The 22327-nt window shown below is 36.2% G+C and carries 22 protein-coding genes and 1 pseudogene; 20 read left to right on the top strand and 3 right to left on the bottom strand.

The window, feature by feature from the left end; genetic code table 11:
• Positions 1–40: 40 nt before the first annotated feature.
• Complete coding sequence (locus AC6CHJ_RS13045; RefSeq protein ID WP_498288884.1) at positions 41–1255, bottom strand: MDR family MFS transporter; 1215 nt, start codon at positions 1253–1255, stop codon at positions 41–43.
• Positions 1256–1866: 611 nt separating this feature from the next.
• Between AC6CHJ_RS13045 and AC6CHJ_RS13040 the strand changes: the two genes are divergently transcribed.
• The 16 genes and pseudogenes from AC6CHJ_RS13040 to AC6CHJ_RS12965 all read left to right on the top strand — a co-directional run bounded on the left by AC6CHJ_RS13040 (position 1867) and on the right by AC6CHJ_RS12965 (position 15944).
• Entirely contained in the window at positions 1867–2340 is a 474-nt protein-coding gene (locus tag AC6CHJ_RS13040) for a DUF2306 domain-containing protein (RefSeq protein ID WP_498288883.1), read from the top strand.
• Positions 2341–2504: 164 nt separating this feature from the next.
• The gene (locus AC6CHJ_RS13035; RefSeq protein WP_498288881.1) at positions 2505–3437 is read left to right on the top strand and encodes a tetratricopeptide repeat protein; all 933 of its coding nucleotides are present in this window, start codon (positions 2505–2507) and stop codon (positions 3435–3437) included.
• A gap of 575 nt (positions 3438–4012) precedes the next feature.
• Positions 4013–5806, top strand: a complete 1794-nt coding sequence (locus AC6CHJ_RS13030; protein ID WP_498288879.1) for a S9 family peptidase — start codon at positions 4013–4015, stop codon at positions 5804–5806.
• 374 nt (positions 5807–6180) lie between these two features.
• A complete protein-coding gene (abc-f, locus tag AC6CHJ_RS13025; RefSeq protein ID WP_498288877.1) occupies positions 6181–7641 on the top strand; it encodes a ribosomal protection-like ABC-F family protein in 1461 nt (486 codons plus the stop codon).
• Positions 7642–8618: 977 nt separating this feature from the next.
• Positions 8619–9110 (top strand): annotated as a pseudogene (locus AC6CHJ_RS13020) (pre-toxin TG domain-containing protein); the annotation flags it as partial.
• A 282-nt stretch (positions 9111–9392) separates the two neighbouring features.
• Positions 9393–10031, top strand: coding sequence for a DNA/RNA non-specific endonuclease (locus AC6CHJ_RS13015; protein WP_498288980.1), 639 nt, complete (start codon positions 9393–9395; stop codon positions 10029–10031).
• Positions 10032–10033: 2 nt separating this feature from the next.
• Positions 10034–10519, top strand: coding sequence for an antitoxin YezG family protein (locus tag AC6CHJ_RS13010; protein ID WP_498288876.1), 486 nt, complete (start codon positions 10034–10036; stop codon positions 10517–10519).
• Between the two features lie 184 nt (positions 10520–10703).
• On the top strand, positions 10704–11012 hold the full coding sequence (locus AC6CHJ_RS13005) for an HNH/ENDO VII family nuclease (RefSeq protein ID WP_244946741.1): 309 nt from the start codon (positions 10704–10706) through the stop codon (positions 11010–11012).
• Positions 11006–11074 carry an HNH/ENDO VII family nuclease gene (locus AC6CHJ_RS13000; protein ID WP_244946743.1) on the top strand — a complete coding sequence of 23 codons (69 nt, stop codon included), beginning with the start codon at positions 11006–11008 and terminating at the stop codon, positions 11072–11074. The genes AC6CHJ_RS13005 and AC6CHJ_RS13000 overlap by 7 nt, the downstream gene beginning before the upstream one ends.
• A gap of 11 nt (positions 11075–11085) precedes the next feature.
• The gene (locus AC6CHJ_RS12995; protein ID WP_498288874.1) at positions 11086–11508 is read left to right on the top strand and encodes an SMI1/KNR4 family protein; all 423 of its coding nucleotides are present in this window, start codon (positions 11086–11088) and stop codon (positions 11506–11508) included.
• A gap of 309 nt (positions 11509–11817) precedes the next feature.
• Positions 11818–12918, top strand: a complete 1101-nt coding sequence (locus tag AC6CHJ_RS12990; RefSeq protein WP_498288872.1) for a DNA/RNA non-specific endonuclease — start codon at positions 11818–11820, stop codon at positions 12916–12918.
• A gap of 5 nt (positions 12919–12923) precedes the next feature.
• The gene (locus AC6CHJ_RS12985; protein ID WP_498288870.1) at positions 12924–13397 is read left to right on the top strand and encodes an immunity protein YezG family protein; all 474 of its coding nucleotides are present in this window, start codon (positions 12924–12926) and stop codon (positions 13395–13397) included.
• 102 nt (positions 13398–13499) lie between these two features.
• Positions 13500–13769 carry a pre-toxin TG domain-containing protein gene (locus tag AC6CHJ_RS12980; RefSeq protein ID WP_498288868.1) on the top strand — a complete coding sequence of 90 codons (270 nt, stop codon included), beginning with the start codon at positions 13500–13502 and terminating at the stop codon, positions 13767–13769.
• Between the two features lie 287 nt (positions 13770–14056).
• Complete coding sequence (locus AC6CHJ_RS12975) at positions 14057–14302, top strand: hypothetical protein (RefSeq protein WP_498288866.1); 246 nt, start codon at positions 14057–14059, stop codon at positions 14300–14302.
• A 12-nt stretch (positions 14303–14314) separates the two neighbouring features.
• The gene (locus AC6CHJ_RS12970; RefSeq protein WP_498288864.1) at positions 14315–14818 is read left to right on the top strand and encodes an Imm6 family immunity protein; all 504 of its coding nucleotides are present in this window, start codon (positions 14315–14317) and stop codon (positions 14816–14818) included.
• A gap of 553 nt (positions 14819–15371) precedes the next feature.
• A complete protein-coding gene (locus tag AC6CHJ_RS12965; RefSeq protein WP_498288863.1) occupies positions 15372–15944 on the top strand; it encodes a DUF5105 domain-containing protein in 573 nt (190 codons plus the stop codon).
• Between the two features lie 74 nt (positions 15945–16018).
• Here AC6CHJ_RS12965 and AC6CHJ_RS12960 read toward each other — a convergent pair whose 3' ends face one another.
• A complete protein-coding gene (locus AC6CHJ_RS12960; RefSeq protein WP_066789915.1) occupies positions 16019–16594 on the bottom strand; it encodes a DNA-3-methyladenine glycosylase in 576 nt (191 codons plus the stop codon).
• A 97-nt stretch (positions 16595–16691) separates the two neighbouring features.
• Between AC6CHJ_RS12960 and AC6CHJ_RS12955 the strand changes: the two genes are divergently transcribed.
• Positions 16692–17336: a hypothetical protein gene (locus AC6CHJ_RS12955; RefSeq protein WP_498288861.1), complete on the top strand. Its 645-nt coding sequence runs from the start codon at positions 16692–16694 to the stop codon at positions 17334–17336.
• Between the two features lie 443 nt (positions 17337–17779).
• Positions 17780–19840 carry a sensor domain-containing protein gene (locus tag AC6CHJ_RS12950; protein WP_498288859.1) on the top strand — a complete coding sequence of 687 codons (2061 nt, stop codon included), beginning with the start codon at positions 17780–17782 and terminating at the stop codon, positions 19838–19840.
• A gap of 75 nt (positions 19841–19915) precedes the next feature.
• On the opposite strand, the gene AC6CHJ_RS12945 is transcribed toward AC6CHJ_RS12950, so the two are convergent.
• Positions 19916–21154: an MFS transporter gene (locus AC6CHJ_RS12945; protein WP_498288857.1), complete on the bottom strand. Its 1239-nt coding sequence runs from the start codon at positions 21152–21154 to the stop codon at positions 19916–19918.
• 156 nt (positions 21155–21310) lie between these two features.
• Here AC6CHJ_RS12945 and AC6CHJ_RS12940 point away from each other — a divergent pair, with 156 nt between their 5' ends.
• A complete protein-coding gene (locus AC6CHJ_RS12940; protein WP_498288855.1) occupies positions 21311–21928 on the top strand; it encodes a histidine phosphatase family protein in 618 nt (205 codons plus the stop codon).
• Positions 21922–22302, top strand: coding sequence for a hotdog family protein (locus AC6CHJ_RS12935; RefSeq protein WP_392996867.1), 381 nt, complete (start codon positions 21922–21924; stop codon positions 22300–22302). Before AC6CHJ_RS12940 ends, AC6CHJ_RS12935 begins: the two co-directional genes overlap by 7 nt.
• Positions 22303–22327: the final 25 nt, after the last annotated feature.

The raw sequence follows: 22327 nt of genomic DNA, 5'->3' as shown, positions 1-22327 counted from the left end.
ATCATTTATTAAATTTTGAACTCAGACTCTAAGGGTCCTTCTATGACACACTTCGTTTCACTTTTCCACTCAACTTAAAAGTCAGCAAATACGCGAATGCTCCGATGAGGGTAGAAAAAGCCAATAGATTAAAAGTCCATGTGTAGCCAATCCAAGCTGACAGCGGAATAGCAATAGGTGCAAGCGCTCGACCAATCGTGAAGCGAAGGCTGCCTGCTGCAAAGTATTGACCTCTCATATGCTCCGGTGAGATTTTGGCGATAAAGCTATCTTGAATGCCTACGACAATTAGTTCCGCAGTTGTGAAAACAAACATGCCTAAAATGATCACCCAAATACTGGCCGTATATCCGAAAATCAGCATAGCTAGGCCGTATAAGCAGGAAGACATGATAAATACATTGCGTTCTTTATATTTCGTCATCCATTTTGAAATAAATACCGTAAAGAGGGCAACGAGCAGTCCATTTTCGGCAACAACCCAACCGAATGCCTTCTCTCCTGATGCTTTAAGGGACCAATCACCAAAAGAAAACAGATTCTGTACGGGAACCATTTCTTTCATGTAAACGGCGAGTAATAGATCCATTTGCATAAAAGCTTGCGCTGCGAATATGCCGCCTATGATAAATAACAAAAAGACCTTATCCTTAATAATGACCTGATAATCCTTCAATTGCTCATTTATCACAGTGAGCCAATTACTAGCTTGCTCATTGGATGTGGATAACCCTTCTAGAGATGCCGGCGTGGTTTCTCTGATGAATGCATAAATTAAAAAAGCGACAAAAAAGCTGGCTGCGGCACTTGTGATTAAGAGTCCGAATCGATGATCGAAGAAAAAGATGCCGCCTAGTATGGGGCCGATTACCACGGAGATATTGATAGCTGTATAGAAGACAGCGAACACCTCGCTGCGATGCTTTTCAGGAACCACATCGGCCACCATCGCATGGCTGGCCGGCATATAAAAGGAACCGAAGAAACCAAGTATGGAGAAGCAAATAAAGCTGAGCATAGCCGATTGAAGCCATGGTGAATTGGCTAAAGCAAAGGCAATGAAAGCAAGCCCTTGGCCGAACATCGAGATGAACATCATTTTTTTTCGGCCAAATTTATCGGCGCAGTAGCCGCCAATCAAATTGGTGAAGACGCCTACAAGCTGAGAGACGATAAGTAAGATGCCTGCGAGCCCTTTTCCCAGTCGGTCTGAAAAATAAATGGCCATATACGGCAAGAACATCCAAAGTAACATGTTAGTTAGAAATTCACCGTAAAGCCGGACCTTCAAATTGCGGTCCCAATCCTTCCATTTCATATGTAATTCCCTCAATTCTATGATGTTTACAAATTGGGAATCCTTTCGTTATTTCTATTAATTAAAAATTTTCCCACTTTTAAAAGTTACCATTTCCTTTCCCTACATACAACCGTTTTTGAAGAGGACAGATTTCTCTACATGCTAAAGAAGGGGAAAACAAAACCCCTTCTTTCTCTTATTATCCTTGATACTGTTTTCAGAGCGAGTGCATAGGAGATTTCATATGAACTGGAACAACCTAAAGCAATTTGTAAGTCTTTCTTACTTACTATTCTTATTAAAGTTGCATGTTTATCATAAATACCAACGTTTAGTATTGCGAAAAATAAAGAGTAGGGTATAATGTGAGTACTTATTAAGTACGGACACCAAAAACTCAATTCATTATAATTACAAGACAACACTAATACTGTTAGCCATGAGAGTAGACGCGGAAACGTCTACTCTTTTTTTATCGCTGTTTTCGTAAATATTGTTGATTTAAAGGATATTTAACTTTACACTAAAAGGAAATTTAAGATTTATGTGTTATAAGTATTGAGGTGATGTTATTGTTTAACGTATTTTTAATAACTCATATAGTTACAGGGATGATTTGTTTAATAAGCGGGATATTTGCAATGTCTTCTAAAAAGAAGAGAGGGAAACATACTGTATCTGGCGAGATATACCACTGGTCTTATGTTCTTGTATTTATAACAGCTTTGGTTATGTCGATAATTCATTGGGAAAAAAGCCAATATTTATTCTACATCGCTCTGTTTTCTTATGGGCTTGCTTTATTTGGCTATTTAGCGGGCAAGAAGAAGTGGAAAAATTGGATAGGTGCTCATATTGGAGCAATGCTAGGTTCTTATATAGGTATTGTAACTGCAACTTTAGTAGTTAATATTCCGAGTATACCAGTTTTAAATGAACTGACTATTTTGTTATTCTGGATTCTACCTACAATAATAGGAACTCCGCTCATATTTAAAGTAGGTAAAAAATACGCTCCAAAAAAAGAAGTTAATTTTTAAGCGCTTCTTACATTTTATAGCCGTCTAAAACCCTGTATTGCCGGAGTTTCTTATTCAACAATCGGGCGCTTTTTTCCAATAAGGAAGGGTGTCTTTATTTATGGAAAGGACCTTTGAATAAATATGTTATATAATAAAAATCATTAGAAATTAGGGAGAAACGATTGAATACTAACCAAAAGGCAATAGAGCTATTTGAACAAAATGACTATGAAGAGGCCTTAGAGCTTTTTCAAAAAGCACTAAGAGAATCCAAAAATATCCAGTCGCTGAATAATCTTGCTTGGATATACAGCTACGAGGAAGAGAATGATCAAAAGGCTCTCGAATTAATAGAAGAAGCCATTGCTATGAATCCTAACTCGTATTTCCCTTATAACTTACTCGGGGAAATTTACTTGAGGCAAAAAAAGTGGAAACTTGCTTTAGATACATTATTGAAATCCATTTCGATTCAACCTTCCAATGAAGCTTATCATAATTTAGCTTTAGCAAAGTACCATCTTGGAGATTTCACGGAAGCCTCTAACTTTTTTCTACGAGTTGCAGGCGATTCTGATGATGTGATGTTAAGCCATGTTAAATGTTTAATTGATCTTGGAATGAAAAAAGAAGCAAAAGAGAAATTAGATGCATTTAATCCAGGTGCAGATGATTATGTAGGGGAAATTGAAGTTGCTGATTTGTATGTTGAAATGGAATGTTTTGAGAAAGCGATCTTTTGGTTTGAAAAAGGATGGAAAGAATACTTGAAAGAACCTTATTGGGTTACTAGGTATATCTATTCTCTTTCTAATACAAAAAATAGTAACCGTATCAATGAAGTAGTATATGAAGCTATTCAGCAAAAGGACGAAGAGATTAAAAATGCGCAGGAAGAAGAATGTGATGAGAATTGGACAGAAGATGATAAAGAAGAATATATTCAGCAATTACTTGCAGACAAAAATGATTATAAGGATATGGTCGAAATATCATCTGAACAAATCCCATCTATAGAATTTGAACCTTCAATAACTGGGGGCTGCTATTTGTTTGGTTGTAAACGTCATAACCATTGTGAATACGAAGAGGTAACAGAAGAGATTGACTTCTGAAGAAATAATTAAAACTTTTTCTTCTTAACTATGTCTTATTGTGAAGGAACACAGATAGAAAATGATCAAGCTTTTTTATAAAACCGATATTTAAATCTGCTTAAAAGGATGCATTTTGATCAACCTTTTTCAAAATGGATTCTTTTTATTTATTGATAAATACTGGTTAGTAGGGTATTCATAATTGGGAGCGATTGTGGACGAACAAGAATAGAAAATGAACAACCTTTTTCACAAAAAAGGATCCTTTAATGTAAGGTGAAATTCAGGTTTACAGGGTGTTTTCTAGATAACTCTATTTTAAAGCACAAAAAAGACAAAATTCACTTTCAGCTTCGAGTGAGTTTTGTCTTTTTATATAATCATATACTTGAAATGTCCGTTGTACCATTTTCCGGAAAGTTATTATTTTAAGGTTATTCCTGTATTATTTTTCATATCGATATGATGCAGAAAAGTCTCCTTTAATATCTTTTTTCTTAGATTTAAATTTTATAAGGTCATAGTGGTAATGTTTGTTATAATTAAGAATATACTGATTTTTGTGAATATAATAATGGGGAGTGTGTTTTATAATGATTTCTTTTCCAAAGCCTGATGTTTCTCAGTTTTTAAGAACGTTTTCGATTGAAGATTTTGCGGTCAGCCCTGATGAAAAGCAGATTGTTTTCAGTACCAATTTGAGTGGAAAGTATAATTTATGGGCGATGGACTTGCCTAATACATTTCCTTATCCTCTGACAACGATTGATCAAAGTTGCCAGGCACTCTTGTATGATAAACAAAGCCAATTCATTATTGCTGGATTTGATTATGACGGGAATGAAAATACTCAATTCTATATGATTCCTCTAAAAGGCGGGGTAATGAAAGAAATCGTTCATGAAGAAAATACGCGTAATTTCCAACCGTTTTTATCTGAAGATGGGAAAAAACTTTATTATACATCCTCTAAGGAAAACCCTTCTTACTTGAATTCCTATTGTCTACATTTAGAAACAGGGGAAGAAACGAAGGTTTTAGAAGGGAATGGAGGAGCGTCCTATCTGATTAGTCAAAGTCCAGATGAGTCTTCGTTTCTTTATTTGAAAATGTTTGCGAATACGTATATGTTGATGTATGCAAAACGTGGCGATGAGGATATCTTGCTCACGCCTCCAACGGATAAGCAACATACTGTAAGTGATGGCGTGTTTGTATCAGATTCAGTGATCTATTTGTTGACGGATTATGAAGCGGACTTCACATACCTGGCTTCTTATAATCTGGATACGCACGAATTTAAAAAAATAAAAGAAATAGAAAACGAAGGATTTAGCAGCTTGCAATATGATAAGGAACGAAAGCTTTTGTATATTGCTAGCGAAAAAGGTGTAGAAGATCATCTGTATGAATACAATTTGGAAAATGGCGAGTGGAATCAGCTAAAGACGCCTGCTAGTGTCATTGAAAAGCTGGTTGTGACGAAATCGGGCACTTTGTATTTATTAGGAAGAGGTGCCACAAATCCTCGCAATATTTATAAAAAAGTAGAGGACGAGTGGGTATCTTTAACAAACTACACTGTGCCGGGTGTAGAAAAGGATGATATGGTCGAGCCTGACGTGATTACATACCCGTCCTATGATGGGCTTGAAATCGAAGCATTATTTTTCAAGGCGAAAAAAGAAAATGATAATGGTGAAATTATTTTCTGGCCGCATGGCGGGCCGCAAGCATCAGAACGAAAATTTTTCAGAGCTTCTTTCCAATTCATGCTGAATCAAGGATTTAGTATATTTGCGCCAAACTTCCGCGGTTCTTCAGGTTACGGATTAGAATTCATGAAGATGGTGGAGGGAGATTGGGGTTACGGGCCACGCCTCGATAATGTCGCAGGTTTGGATTGGCTCATCGACAATGGGTATACAGAAAAAGGGAATATATTATTGATGGGCGGAAGCTACGGCGGTTATATGGCATTGCTTTTACATGGACGACATGCGGACTACTTTAAGGCAGTTGTCGACATTTTTGGTCCCTCCGATTTATTCTCGTTTATTCAATCAGTGCCGGAAGACTGGAAGCTAATTATGGATCAATGGGTAGGTAATCCAGAGAAAGATAGAGAAAAGCTGATTGAATACTCGCCAATCACCTATCTAGAAACGATGACCAAGCCGATGCTTGTCATCCAAGGTGCAAACGATCCTCGCGTCGTAAAAGAAGAATCCGATCAAATCGTCAAAGCCTTACAGGAAAAAGGGCGCGATGTGGAATATATGTTGCTAGAGGATGAAGGACACGGCTTCTCGAAAAAAGAAAATGAAATTGCCGTATACCAAAAGATTCTCTCGTTCTTTAATCAGTTTATTGGGGTGAAAGTTTAGTTTTAATGACTACTATGAAATTAGCTTTTATTTGATACTCTGAGAAGGTGCCCATATTGGATTACCTTTAAAATGGAGATTGAAAATTCTTATTATTTTAAATATAATATAATAAAATTGAAGGGATGATGGTTGGACGATGAGCAAATAATTCTATTTTACAGGTAAAATGTATACGCATTTACATGAAATAGGATTAGTCTGTCCAATTATTATACCTTGAAACGCGCTTGTTGGCGTATTTATGTATGTTTACTAATCCTTCTGAAAGTTTTCAGGAGGTTTTTTTATTGGCTATGCGTATGCAATCTTACTAAGTAATGGAATTATTAAATGCATAATCTAAAAACCTCTCCCATTGGAGGTAATAATGAATGCCGATTGAAATGAAAAATGTATGTTTTAATTTTGATTCTCTAAATCACCCCTTATTTGAAAATGTGAATATTACAGTTGATACAACTTGGCGCCTTGGACTAATTGGTAGAAATGGTCGGGGTAAAACAACGTTATTACGATTACTAATGGAGCAATATTCTTATACAGGTAAGATTACCAGTGATGTAGATTTTGTTTATTTTCCGTTGAAAATCAAGAGCAAGAAAAAATTGACCTTCTATGCTATTGATGAATTGGTTTCAGTGGAGTTGTGGAAGCTGGAACGCGAATGCCATCTACTGTCCTTAGACAGAGAATTATTATGGAAACCATTTGAACAATTATCTGGGGGTGAACAAACGAAAGTATTACTAGCTGCATTATTTTGTGAAGAATCGAAATATCCTCTTCTAGACGAACCGACGAATCATTTGGATCTTCATACTCGAAAAATTGTGGCAAATTATTTAAAAAAGAAGAAAGGATATATTATTGTCAGTCATGACCAAAATTTTGTAGATGATGTGGTGGATCATATTCTTGTTATAGAAAAGAGACAACTTGCTATTTTAAAAGGAAACTTTACAACGTACGAACAACAAAAAATGATTCAAGACCAATTTGAAATAGAGCAAAATAGAAACTTAAAATCAGAAATTGAACGCTTGAAAAAGACTGCTAGAGAAAAATCAGATTGGGCAAATAAAAAGGAAAAGTTATCTGGCAATGATTCATTTGGAAAAGCACAAGCAAAACGCATGATGAAGAGATCTCAAGCCATTGCGAAGCGTACGGAAGAGAAAATCGAAGAAAAGACCAAGCTGTTGCAAAACATCGAAACAGTGAGCGATTTAACTGCCAATTGTCTATTTAGCCATAGGACTCCAGTATTGCGGGTGCGTAATTTCACTTTGTTCTATGGTGATAGACCGCTTTTTAAACCTATTACGTTTGAATTATGTCAAGGAGAGCAATTGGCACTTATAGGGCCAAATGGCAGTGGCAAAACATCTATATTGAATTATATTATCAAACAACCATTTGCAGGCAGTGTGAGTGGTGAAACATTTATTCCGAAAGAGTTATCAAAAAGTATTATTCGACAAAATTATGATAACAACAGTGGTTCATTAAAGAATTTCGCTGGTCAAAATGCCATTGACTACTCTTTATTTCTCTTTAATTTGCGTTTATTAGGGATGGAGAGGGATATGTTTGATGTTCAGATTGAACAAATGAGTAGCGGACAAAAGAAAAAGGTTGAGCTTGCAAAGTCTTTAGGCATTCCTGCCGAATTTTATATTTGGGATGAGCCTTTAAATTATTTAGATGTGTTTAATCATGAGCAAATTGAAACCATGATATTGAAATATAAGCCGACATTGTTATTTATTGAGCACGATGAAAAATTTTTATCGAAAATTGCTTCAAAAGTTGTAGAAATTATTCCTTATTAAATCTAAAAATGTTTTGCTTCTAATATAGAACAAAATAAGTATTAGATATTTAGGGGGGTGAATCGCATCTTTTAGATGAACTATTGCTTTACATAATTTTATCTTGTGAAGGAGTTGATTCTATTGAATTTATTATCTAAAAAGTTATTAGGAAACTCTATGTTTGAATGGTTAATCTTTATTCTTGTTTTTCCTATCGGTTTATATTTTATATTTATCAAGATAGCCCTCTCGGATTTATCTTTTTCATAGCAGGAGTGGTCTTTATTGTTCTTTTTGAGGCTGCAGTGAAAAGAAAAAAAGCCAAAAGCAAGATTAATTAAGTAAAACCTAATACATGATCTCTTTAACTTCAGATGGCAAAGTACTTAGTGATCTATTTTTTGCAATACCTATTTACCAAAAGAAGCAGAAGGAGTAATTAGATATATACCAATAAACTTATGATGCAATTTCAAATGCAGGTTTTTTTTAGTAGGAGAAATCGAATCCTTTTATCTTTATTTCATATTTTTAATAACTTTATATTTTTTATTAAAAAAATGAGGTGTTTTGTTTAGGTCCTGTATAACCTATAATGCTCATTGACGCCTGTATGCCCCTTTTTTAAAATTAATTTATAAATTTTTTACAATTGAGGAATTAATCTTAAGTTGTTTTATAAGGTGGTGTAGCAGGTGAAGATTCTCTATGAAGAGTCAAAGTGGAAGAGTATAGCTTCGGCACTTGAAAAAGTGAATGAAGCACACAAATATGACAATAAGTATGAGCATGCAGATGACCTATTTAAGGATTCTAAGAGTGAAATAGCAGACAAAGATATCGATAGAGCCATTTCTTTTAGCCCTCAGACATACCAACCAGAAGCGAAATCCATACGCGAGAAGTACAAAAAATTATATGATTACGCCAAGAGAATTGGTAAAATTATAGATGAAAAAGTAGACGAACCGTTCTATAAAAGCATCGATGAATATATGCAACAGATGGCTGATATGAATGTTTCTGCGTATACAACAGCGAATACGATTAACGTTCAAACAGGGCCCTTTTTTTATAGGCATGATAAAAAGGAAATCAAGTTAACTGATTTATATGAAGCGGACACGGAGTATTCTGATAACCTGAAAGCTGAATATGAGGCGTGGAAGCTGCAAAACCCAGATGTCAAAGCTTCTCAAGAGGATTATGAAACAGCCGCTTTAAATAGTGGTGCCTTTGAATATGAAGGAATCCGTGCGGGACAGGAGAAGAAAGAATTTTGGTTTAATTTAATTGCTACAGGGGTTGTGGTAGGCCTAACGATTGTCTGTCCGCCCGCTGGGCTCGTGGCAGGTGCTGCCTATACGGCCATTGATGTCGGCGGAGCTATCACGGGGGAAGACCTCATATCCGGCAGAAAACTCTCTGATAATGAACGACTAGTAAGAGGGGCATTTGCGATTGTGCCGGGTGCCGGCGCAGCTGCGGGAAAAGCCTTATTAAAAAATATGCCAGCTCTTGCGAATGTAATGAAATCAGCTTATAAAACAGTTGAGAATGCAGGGGGATCTGCCTTAAAGTCGACACTGGAACATGCGAGGAATCTAGGAAAAGCCCATGGTGATCAGCTGAAATTTACCTTAAAGCATCCCGTTCTCGCTGCAGTCACATCAAAGACAGGCCAACAAACAGTCCGCCAATCCGCCAAATTTATCGACAATGCCCTCCGTCCAATCGAAGTCCGTGCCGTACAAACAACCGCTGGGAATGTGGTCACCGGTGTAGAACGAGGTCTTCCATCAGGAAAACTTCCTGCGAAAGCGGATGAGTATTTAGCGATCAAGCAGGCGGAGAAGGATGGGATTTTGAGAGGTAAGGGTAAGGTTAAGAATAGTGAGATAACTGAAATAACTGGAGAAAATTTTGGGGAACATATCATTAAAGGGAAAAATGGAAGAAAAGAACTTGCACCTAACGTACGTTATATAACTGAGGAGAATTATAAATATACAACAGATGAACTTGGTAGAATAGTAGATGTAAATGCGAAAGATTTAATACTTAAAAAAGGAACGCGAAACTCAGGAATGCAAGTGGCAGCAGGTCGTGAAGATAGGTTGTTTGATGATGATGGTGGACACTTGATAGGAACTCAGTTTCATGGTTCAGGGGATATTGATAATTTGCTTGCTCAGAATAGGCAAATTAATCGCTCTGGTGGAGAGTGGTACAAGATGGAGACTGAGTGGGCAAACGCTCTTAAAGAGATTCCACCAAAAAAAGTATCTGTAAAAATTAAGCCAGTTTTCGCTGGGACTTCATTAAGACCACATTCATATAAAGTAATTTATGAAATTGAAGGTAAAGGAATATTTAAGAAAAACATTGAAAATAGAGCAGGAGGATGATTATGGAAAAAGAAATGAATAGATTATATAAAGAGATAGCTGAAACAGTTAATGAAATGATTCCAGAAGATTGGAATAAATTTTACTTTTATGCTCAAATATCAGAAAATGGGGGAGGAACTTACTTTTTTTATAATACACTTGAAAATAAGCAATATAAATATAGTTTAGAAATTCCTTTCAAATATCAAATTGATGAAGATGAATTTGAAAGAAAAGAAGATGTTTTATATAAATTGAGCAAGGAACTTAGAAAAGTTTTTAAGGATAATGGGCAGGAACTATGGTATTCCTTTACAATGTCTCTAGAGAGTACTGGGAAATTTAATTTACATTATGATTATACAAATTGGTTTGATACAGACTATAGCTTTAGTGACCAAATGATTATATGGAAAAATAAATATTTAGGTGAAGTACCAAATGATAAAAATTATAAAGCTTTAATAGATAAGTATTATATTGAATTTCCGAATAATCCTATTTAGCTGATTAAAAGTGAAATTTTATACGTCATGATAGTTGTACCATCATGGCGTACTGTTTGCACATAAACTCGAAAATTTAATGGTCTTAAAAATATATGAACTAGTGCGCTTGATTGTCTACGAAAGGCAACAAGTGCTTTTTAACGTAAAAATTAAAGATGCGATAATTTTATAAGTAAGCTAAGTGTTAATTTTAAGAGATTGTAATGGTTATGAACAACATATGACGATAGTAGATGGTAGAAACAAAAGTTGTATTACCTTATTAATAAACATGCCAGCTCTTACGAATGTGATGAAGACAGCCTATAAAACAGTTGAGAATGCAAGGGGATCTGCCTTAAAATATGCGAGGAATCTAGGGAAAGCCCATGGACTTCAAAAAGAGCCAGGTGATATGGTGGAAATATTTGCTACTACGCATGATGAGTATAATAAGATTTTGAATGGTTTGTACAAGACGGCGATAGTTTTAGAAATAGCGATATTCTAGATAAACAATACAACAATTTTAGAAAAAAATACTGGAAATGGCGTTTCAATAATTTAGATTGAGGAGATTAAAAATGAAAATGGAAATTTTAGAAATGATAAATAAATATATTGAAAAAGGAGAATTTTTTGGAGAAATATCAGATGAAAACATCGTTATGATTGAAAAAAAATTAGGTTGTACTTTTCCTCCACAGTATAGAGAATTTGTTAAAAAGTTTGGCTCGGGAGGAATTTGTGGTGTTGAGGTATTAGGAGTAGAAGGAATGGATTATGGATCAGTAGTAGATGATACTGAAAAATATAGGAAATTGGGATTGCCTGAAAAATATCTAGTTATTGAAAATGTAGATGAATTTGTTTATTGCATTAATACTAAAGATGATTACTATGTTATAAGATGGGATGATATTAGTAAAAAAGAAATAATTAGATATTCAACTTTTGATGAGTACTTAAAAGATAGCTTTCAAGAAGCAATTGATAACTGGGATTAATAATCAAAAATATAAAGCACCTAAACCCCAAGAAACGATTGTCCTTTTGAGAGTGTATTGAGAATTTAAAAGCCCTTAGTGTCTATAGATGGCAATATGGGCTTTTTGTTTTTTTGTAAAGAATATATAGTATATAAACTAGGTTAAGAAGCTGAATATGAGGCGTGGAAGCTGCAAAACCCAGATGTCAAAGCTTCTCAAGAGGATTATGAAACAGCCGCTTTAAATAGTGGTGCCTTTGAATATGAAGGAATCCGTGCGGGACAGGAGAAGAGGGAATTTTGGTTTAATTTAATTGCTACAGGGGTTGTGGTAGGCCTAACGATTGTCTGTCCGTCCACTGGGCTCGTGGCAGGTGCTGCCTATACGGCCATTGATGTCGGCGGAGCTATCACGGGGGAAGACCTCATATCCGGCAGAAAACTCTCTGATAATGAACGACTAGTAAGAGGGGCATTTGCGATTGTGCCTGGTGCCGGCGCTGCTACGGGTAAAGACTTATTAAAAAATATACCAGCTCTTGCGAATGTGATGAAATCCGCCTATAAAACAGTTGAGAATGCAGGGGGATCTGCCTTAAAGTCGACACTGGAACATGCGAGGAATCTAGGGAAAGCCCATGGCGATCAGCTGAAATTCACCCTAAAGCATCCCGTTCTCGCTGCAGTCACATCAAAGACAGGTCAACAAACAGTCCGCCAATCCGCCAAATTTATAGACAATGCCCTTCGCCCAATTGAAGTCCGTGCGGTTCAAACAAACGCTGGGAATGTAGTCACTGGTGTAGAGCGAGGACTTCCATCAGGTAAACTCCCTGCGAAGGCGGATGAGTATTTAGCGATCAAGCAGGCGGAGAAGGATGGGGTATTGGCTGGTAAGGGTACGGTTAACGGAAATATAGTCAAAGAAGTTAAAGAAATTGATTTTGGAAAGCACATAGTAAAAGGGGATAATGGAAAGAAACAACTACTCCCAAATACTAAGTACGTAACCAATGATAATTACAAATATACTACCGATGAACTTGGACGTATTGTAAGTGTAGATGCTCCCGAACTTGTATTAAAAAAGGCTAATAGAAATAAATATGCTCAGTCAAATGTAGGTGGTAAAGACAGATTACCAGATGATGATGGCGGACACTTAATCGGAGCGCAATTTAATGGACCTCCTGATATTGATAATCTTGTACCACAAAATAGTCAAATTAATAGGAGGGGTGGAGTTTGGTACGAAATGGAGACTGAATGGGCAAACGCATTAAAAGAGGTACCGTCCAAAAAAGTCTCTGTTAGTATTGAACCAATCTATTCTAATAATTCAATGCGACCAGATTCCTTTATAGTCGAATATGAAATTGAAGGGCAATTTCCAGTAATTCGAGAGATTGCAAATAAATCAGGAGGCTGATATTAATGAGTTTTGAAATAAAATTAAACACGTTATATAAAGAAATTGCACAACAGGTTAATGATATGATTCCAACTGAATGGGATAATTTCTATTTTAATGGGGAAGTTAAAGAGGGAGAAGGTGGAGTTTTTTTCTTCTTCACTCCCAAAGGTGAGGAACGACACATCTTTTCACATTATATTCCAAAATTGTATAGTGTAGATAAGAGGGCTTATAATAAAGAACTACATGAATTATTCCAACTTACTGTTGAGCTCCAAAAAGTTTTTAAAGATAATGACCAAGATCCTTGGTTTTCAGTGACATTAATATTAAATGATACAGGAAAATTAAGCGTACATTTTGATTATACAAATTGGTATGAAAGTGAATTTGGCCCAACAGATAGAATTAAATATTTTGAATATAAATATTTAAGTCAAAACAAAGAACAGCTAGATTTAATAGAGAGAATGAAGGAATTTGAAGAAAAGTAAACAATAAAGCACTTGGTTGCCTTTTAGGCAACAAGTGCTTTATTCGTTTTGGTTTTTCCAGCTAAGAAAAGATGAACAAATAATTTAATTGCTACAGGAATTGTGGTAGGCTTAACGATTGTCTGTCCACCTGCTGGACTAGTGGCAGGTGCTGCCTATACGGCCATTGATGTCGGTGGTGCCATCACGGGGGAAGACCTCATATCTGGCAGAAAACTCTCTGATAACGAACGATTAGTAAGAGGGGCATTTGCGATTGTGCCGGGTGCCGGCGCAGCTGCGGGAAAAGCCTTATTAAAAAATATGCCAGCTCTTGCGAATGTGATGAAATCCGCCTATAAAACAGTTGAGAATGCAGGGGATCTGCCTTAAAGTCGACACTGGAACATGCGAGGAATCTAGGGAAAGCCCATGGCGATCAGCTGAAATTCACCTTAAAGCATCCCGTTCTCGCTGCAGTCACATCAAAGACAGGCCAACAAACAGTCCGCCAATCCGCCAAATTTATCGACAATGCCCTCCGTCCAATCGAAGTCCGTGCCGTACAAACAACCGCTGGAAATGTAGTCACTGGTGTAGAACGAGGTCTTCCATCTGGTAAACTCCCTGCGAAGGCGGATGAGTATTTAGCGATCAAGCAGGCGGAGAAAGATGGGGGATTGGCTGGTAAGGGTACGGGTAGGGATATAAGTAAAATAGAAATCGGGAGGGCCGATTTAGATGTTTTACGTAAAAAATTAAATGTACCTGAGACACATACAATAGCTGTGGGAAAAACTGATATATCAGAATTAAAAGGCAAGCTTTTTGAGGGGAGTTCAATTAAGGTTCGAAGAGAAGCTGGATTACCCGATGTATCTGGAAAGGAAAGTTTTATTCTTAAGAATGGAAAATTAATTAATTAAATGAGGGATTTTATGTTAGAAATATTTGTAAAGTTAGAAGCGGATAAGCAAGTTGCATTTTTATTAGGATTAAGTGAAACAATTGTTGATTTGTTAAATACTTCACCAGCGTATAAGGATATAAGTAAAGCTTTGGAAGTTTGTTGGGGATGGCTTGAAAATAAGGAGTACTCTGGAGATGATATATATTTTTTATTAGACGATGGTACAGAATTTACAGGGTTATTTATGCAAATGCAAGATGAAGATAATGCTTTAAAAGGATTAGTTTGGGGTTGTATTGTAGATGCAATATCTTTTACAAATTGGAGAGCTTATCAGTTTGATAATGAAGAATATTTACCTGCATCCATAGAAAATGTAGACGAAAGTATATTACAACAGTTTCTAGATGGTTTTTATGAGATAAAAACTATAAATATAAGAGTTGTTCAAGAATTCATTAATTATTTAAAGGATAGTAATACGTCGCTAAAAAAAGATGATATTCTAAAATTTTTCGAAAAGCATATCTAAGATAATCATGTGCTTTTTGCTTTTATTTCTAAGAATTCTTTCTTGTCAGAATCTCATATCTAAAATAAGAGGAATGAAAAAGTTTTTACAATTGGTATTAAAGGATATTTAGTTATTTATTACCTAATTATAAAATATATTTAAGCAAATTATCATTGGAATAGAGTGAAAGAATATAATCCCTATTATTCATTTTATCTCACTTAACACCTCTCTCTTCTTGCTCTTTAAATAATCGAAGAAACCATTACCATAACTTAATTAGGATTATTATATTATGGTGAGATAGTGAAGAAGTAAATATTTGCGGTAAAAATAATTGTGATGGCTAGTTTAGAAACTTAAATTACGGCTTGTTGTATAAGGGATTACAGTATAAAAATTGTCTATTCTCGAAAGAATGAGTCATTATTTGTCTAATCATAGAAAGAAAAAGTATAAGTCTAAAGAATTAAAGCCTTCAGGAGTACTCATCCGTCATCATCCTTATCCCATTAATGCTAAAATTTAGCTTTTTATTTGTTATAATGGAAATATATTAGGAGGTAGACTGATGAAAAAAGTATTTAGCATGATTGGTTTATTGTTATTAATCAGTATTTTAATGGTAGGATGTGGAGCGGCACAACCAAAAGATACGGTAAAGGATTTTTTCACTGCTTTTAAAGATGGAGATTTAAAGAAAGCTAGTACATATGTGAAGGGCGATATAGATCTTACTAGAAACGGAGATGCGGCTGAGAATAAGAAAGTGTTAGAAGCGATCTCCAAAAGATTTTCTTTTGAAGAGCCGAAAGAGGCTTCGAACGAAAAAGATAAAGCTGTTGTATCTGTCAAAGTAAAATCAGTTGATGTAAGTGAAGTCTTTAAAAAAGTGATAGAAGAAATGAAACCTCAACTTAGCAGCGGCAAAATTACAGATCAAGAAGAAATGAATAAAATGGTGAGTGAACTATTAATTAAGCATATGCAAGATAAGGACATAGATTTAGTATCGAGAACAGAGAAACTGAATCTTAAAAAGAACAAAGACGGAGAATATAAAATCTTGAGTGATGATAATTTCCGTAACGCATTTTTTGCTAATCAAGATAAGGTACAAGGTATATTGCAAGGCATGGAGTAAAAATTTTATGCTCCATTAAAAAAACGGCTATAAACGCCGTTTTTTTTTAATGGAAAATTGTAGTTTACTTCGATCTATTTGGATACATAGGGATTCCCAGTTATCCAAAAACGCCATGGATAATCCTTGGCTTCGCCAGAATTCCCGATGCCGATACGTGGGCCAGAGGAGATATCCTCTGGTAATATTCCTGCTGCAATATAGAGAGGTGGTTCAGTAAAGAGGCCGCCATAGTCATTCATAGTTATGCCAAGAGCTTTTGTTAATTTGCCTGGACCGCTCGTCAATTTTCTTAAATCTGTCATTCCTCTCCGTTCTTTCATTAATTCAATTCCCGTATGAGGTTCTACTGCCCGAATGAGGATGGCTTCGGGCTTATCCGTGCCGGAGCTTACGACGTTTACCAGTGTATGGGTATGCATTTGGTACGTATAAATATGGCCGGCTTCTGAATACATGATTTCAGTTCGTTTGGTGCGTCTACCACCAAAGCTATGGGCTGCACGATCACCGGGTCCCATATAGGCTTCGGTCTCAACAATATAGCCGGCAGTGGTTCCTTCATTTGTTTCCTTTACAAGTAAGCAGCCAAGCAAATCTCGGGCGAGCTCCAGAGTGTTTTTTTGGTAAAATTCAATAGGTAGGATCAACTTGTCCGCCTCCTTTCTTTATATTTTTTCCCTTTGCACCATAAAAATAACAGGTTACGTACATACCAATTTAATAATAAATAAGGAGAAAATCCAAATGATTAAAAACAAAAAATCTTTCATCGCTTCCTGTATTCTTTTAGTAATTTGTATGAGTTTATTTTTTCCATTTCCAAATAACAAAAAGCTTGGAGCTCGTTCGGTCTTTATGTCTTTTCCTATTCAGAATGAAAATGGTTATGTTTTGATGGGCATTGTAGGGATAATTTTATTCGTTATAGCTATGATTTTGTTCGCCCGGTCTCTGAGAAAATATCATATACGAACAATTCTAGTAGTTGTTATTTTATATTCTCTTTTGCCGTTGCCTTTGATTGCAGTCTATCAGAAGACAATCGCAAGCGGAATTGCTGCAGTTTCATACGATGGAAAGGGTACCTGTAATTTTGAATCCCCGATTAATGAGCTATTGAAAGGGAAGTGTGATCTCTCACTGTATAATCACAGCAGTAAAAGAGTCATCATTGAATTAGAGTTTTTAGATGAAAGTACAGAACCGATGGAATCATCAGTAATGAATATAAACGGGCCTTTTAGGATTGTACTAGAACCCAACCATAAAAAAAGAGTTCATCTTAAAGAGTTGCTTGATGTTTCCGACTTGTCCGAGTACATAGAAAGTGGGACTTCAAATGAAGTTCACTTTAAGATAAGTGACAAACATAAAACACGTATTTTTTAGTTAAAGGATAACTGTAAACTAGTATTTTTATGAAAATAGTCTCTATGTATATTAATTCAAATAGTAATAAAGTTATTTGTTTACATTTAAAATTAGGTCATTGTATAATTATATATACTTATAAAAAATAGAGGATTTTAAATATCATGGTAAATTCTTCGTTCTACTTTTTTAATGTTTATAGTGTATTATTGACCATTTGCCTTTCTTTTTTAGGCTGCTACCTTGCCGTTGAATTTAGCAGAAAACTAAGAATCGCTATACATAAATTTAAAAAAATGATTCTTTACTCATTTATTTTAGGCTTTACTTTTTGGTCTGCGAACCTGTTGATAGTCTTTTCGGTTGGTGCTCCGGTAGCTAATCAATACGGCTACTTTTTGCTGAATTTCTTGTTTAGCTGTATCGGTGCCTTTGTGTCTTTATATGGGGCTCAAAGGGAAATGGAGACAGAGATACAATACATTGCTACAAGTCTGTCGTTAGGATTGTTTATTATAGTTGCAGACTATGGTGCATTTACTGTTTTATATCATCAATACATAGAAATGAAGCCTGTTTTTGTAGCAATGGCCTGCTTGCTGATTTTCGGTATGTCCTTTTCTTTAGTACGTTTTTTAATTCAGATTACGAGAGAAGAGATATATAGTCTATACACAAAATGGAAGTATATCGGTTGTTTAATGGCTGGTATATCCTTAGGGATTATTCCGTATCTCACACTGATATCATTTTTTGATTTTTCAAGTGTACATGCAGGACAGCAGGAGCATCAGTTCATTCTTTTGCCTTTTATCTTATTAATTGGAGCTAACATCTTTTTAACTCTTATTCCAGATTTATTTGGTGAAGTAATTCTCAAAAAAAATGTGGAGTCATATAAATCGCTGTTCAATCATAATCCGGATGCTGTTTTTTCGGTTGATTTAGCAGGCAATATTCAAGATGTGAATGAAGAGGCATCTCGGTTGTCTGGATACAGTATTGAGGAATTATCAGGTATGTCCATTCAAGCACTCATCAATGAACCTGAAAAAAATATGTCCAAATTATTTAAAGAAGTGATTAATGGCAAAGTGACGCTGACAGAATCAAAGCTCTTACGTAAGGATGGCAGCTATGCAGATGTCTCCATAACGGCGGTCAGAATGATTATTGATCATATGACCATTGGCGCCTATGGCATTGTCCAGGATATTACAGAGCAGAAAAGGGCACAGGAGAAGCTTACATATATTGCTTATCATGATGATCTAACAGATCTTCCGAATAAACGAAGCATGGAAAAAAGAGTAGGTCAGACAATTGAAGAAAATGCGCATTTTGGTTTAATCTATATTGATTTTGATCGATTTAAACGAATTAATGATAATTATGGACATAAGTACGGAGATATGGCATTAAAAAAAATGTCTGCTCGTTTAAACGAGTTAATGCCTCCAGATAGCCTACTTGCAAGAATAGGGGGAGATGAGTTTTTAGCTTTTATTCCCCAAAAGCAAGATATAGAAGAGCTTGCAAAAGACATTCTATCGGCTTTTTCTTCGCCTATTAAGGTACATGACAATGAATTCCAGATTACCTGTAGCATTGGCATTTCCTGCTACCCAGAAGATGCAACTACGCTAAAGGATTTATTCATTTTCGCAGATTTAGCCATGTATCAGGCGAAAGAAAATGGTGCTAACAACTATATTCGTTACAGCAAAGAAATGACTGGGCATGTGTTAAATAGGCTCGAGCTTGAGAATGATTTGAGAGATGCGTTAACAAATCATTCGATTATGGTCTATTATCAACCGAAATACAATAGCCAAAGCAATCGTATGATTGGAGCAGAAGCCCTAGCAAGATGGCAGCATCCGAAATACGGCTATATCCCACCGAATATATTTATAAGAATAGCGGAGGAATCGCAGCTCATCATTGAATTGGAAAGAGAAATTATCAAGATAGTCTTCGGACAAATTCGTAGATGGCTTGATGAAGGAAACCAAGTGCCGAGAACGTCAATTAACTTATCATCAGTGCAATTTTACCGTGATGATTTAATTCCTTTTTTGCAGCAAGCATTGGAAACATATCAAATAAGCAGTGAGTATATTGAGTTTGAATTAACAGAATCGATTATTCTAAGAGATAGGGTTAATGTAAATGAACGTTTTGATGAACTCATTGACATGGGCTTTGAACTATCGATTGATGATTTTGGCACAGGCTACAGTTCACTCAGCTACTTGCATAAATTGGCGATCAACCGTTTAAAAATTGATAAAAGCTTTATCGATGATTACCAAGAAAATGCGGAGGTTATTGCGACGATTATCTCCCTGGCAAAACAACTGAAGCTGAATGTGATTGCAGAAGGAGTCGAAACGAGGGAACAAATTGATTTCTTAAGCGACCTATCCTGCTATGACATCCAAGGGTATTACTTCTCACCACCGCTTCCAGTCTGTGAATATGAAGGGAAGCTGCAATCTCTCAGATTATACAACCTATAAACAAATAAAATATTTGAAAAATGAAACACCTTATTGTTTGGCTTTTGAAGCAAAACAATAAGGTGTTTTTAAAACTCAGCTCATGGCAACTTGAGTATTCTTTTTTGTAAAAGCTTTTAATACAAAAAAGAAATATAGAGTTGCGATGAAATAAATAAAGGATGTAATACTGAAAACAGCTGCATAGCCCCAGTAAGAGCCATAAGTGACAACCAGTGTTGTGGAAACAGGGCCCATAAAAGCCCATCCTAGGTTGAAGGCCATCTGGTTTGCAGAATTAGCAACGCCTTTAGAACGATCGTTCACTAACGACATCATCAAAGACATTTGAATGGGATTACCTGCATTCATAAGGGCTTGCCGAAATAGAAAAGCAATCGATGCTACAAATAGGTTTCCGGTGAAAGCTGTGATGAGTAAAAAAGGTAGAGATAGCATTTGCAAAAGCACAACTGCTTTCACCTCGCCGAACCTCTTGACCACTGCAGGTCCTAGAAACATAGCGATGGCAGTTCCTGCTTGGCCAACGGATAAAATTAGGCCAATCGCTGAGTTGGATGCATGGAAACGGTCCGCAAAATATAGATTCAAATAGGGAATGACAAGACCAGAGCCTGTTCCAATCAATAGTTGGGAAAGGAAAAAAATTAAGATTATCTTGCGACTTACCGATCCTATTGGCTCCCTTAATAAAGGCGGCTGTTCAGCATCCTTTAAAGGCTCTGCTAATTTTGCGAAAGGAATCATGGCGCTTGCAAAAATGATGGAGCCAATCAACAATGCCAAGCGAATAGCGCTAATATCTTCAACAAGTAGTTTGAATACATCTGTTAAAAAACCGCCTAACAAGTTGCCGATAACATTCGCCGCTGTGGTAATGGCGAAGTGAAAGCTGAATAGATGTACCCGCTGATCTGCTGTTGAATTCTCTGCAAGCATGGGAATCACCATAACCTGAAAAAATGCCGTAGCTCCACCTAATAAAAAGGCGATGCTTAATAAAAGGCTCGCTGATTCTAACACGGATCGTAGCAGCATAAATATACCTGCTGCGGCAAGGCCAAAGAGAAGTATCTTTTTCCTGCCTTTACGATCGCCCATTATGCCGGCTGGCAAAAGAAATAAAGCCGTGGCAAGTGATGTGAGAGAGATAACCTGCCCGTTCATCGTATCTTCATAGCCTAGTGACCGAATATAGAAATTATAAATAATCGCTGTAATGCCTAAACCAATTTGGATAAAAATATTTCCTAACAATAGTAATTTAATATTTCGGTTATACGCCTTGAAAAAAGTAATGGATTCACGAAACATAATATAATTCGCCTTTCTAATTATTCGTTAATCTAAATATAATGCGGCTGATAAAAAATGTAAATACAAAAATTTTAAAATAGACTGAAAAATCAATAGACGTTAGACTTAATGTGTATATCAAAATTAGTAAAGTGGTAAGGGGAGCGGATGGGAATGGAATTATTGGTCATAAGGCATGGACAATCAGAGGCAGATATTCTGGAGGTGCACGAAGGAAGAGCTGATTATCACTTGACCGAACTGGGAGAAAATCAGGCTCGAAAAATGGCTAGTCATGTACAGGAACATTTTCCACCGGACATTATCTTGGCAAGCACGTTGAAAAGAGCCAGTCGTACAGCTGAAATTTTACAAGAAGCGATTGGTTGTGAGATTAGTTATTTTGATGAATTAAGAGAGTTTGATAATGGCGTTTTAGCAGGACTTTTAAGGAAGGAAGCAGCCGTAAAATATCCATTGCCATCAGGGGGAAGGCCAGCCCATATTCCAATACAAGATGGGGAATCAGCAATCGAGTTACGTTATCGGGCTGAGAAGATATTTCAACAAATCATATACGATTTTAAGGAGAAGGAAAGGATTGCCATTGTATCCCATGGGGGGCTGATTTCAAATTTCCTAGAGGCTTTTCTTAATCTGCCAGTTCAGGCGAAATTTCAATTTCATACAGGAGATACAGGAATTCATTTGCTCGAGTTAAAGGATGATATACGTGCAGTAAAGTTTATGAATAGTCTGCAGCATCTAAAAAAGGGGAAATTACATTGTTGAAGACAGGGGACATAATCCATTTTGAACGGACTTTTACGAAGAGAGATGTAGAGATGTTCACAGCATTATCCATGGATGAGGGTGACCATCATACACAGCCTGACGGACTTGGAAGAGTGGTTGTTCAAGGTTTGCTGACTGCTACTATGCCCACAAAAATAGGTGGAGAATATAATGTACTGGCACGCACGATGAACTTTGAGTTTTTCAGGCCTGTCTTTACTGAGGATACGATTCATTGCCAGGTAAAGATTGAGAAAGCAGAACCGGATCATGCAAATAGAATCGCTATATTGGCGAGTTTTCTTTGTACCAATCAGTTGGAGAAACAAGTTTTGAGTGGCAGCTTTTCTGGCGTCATCTTAACAGAATAATGAGATAACCCAGTGTCCCAGACGT

The sequence above is a fragment of the Rummeliibacillus sp. GQ308 genome, from assembly GCF_059759115.1.
The sequence above is the reverse complement of the archived record's forward strand: the minus strand, read 5'-3'. Positions and strand labels throughout refer to the sequence as shown.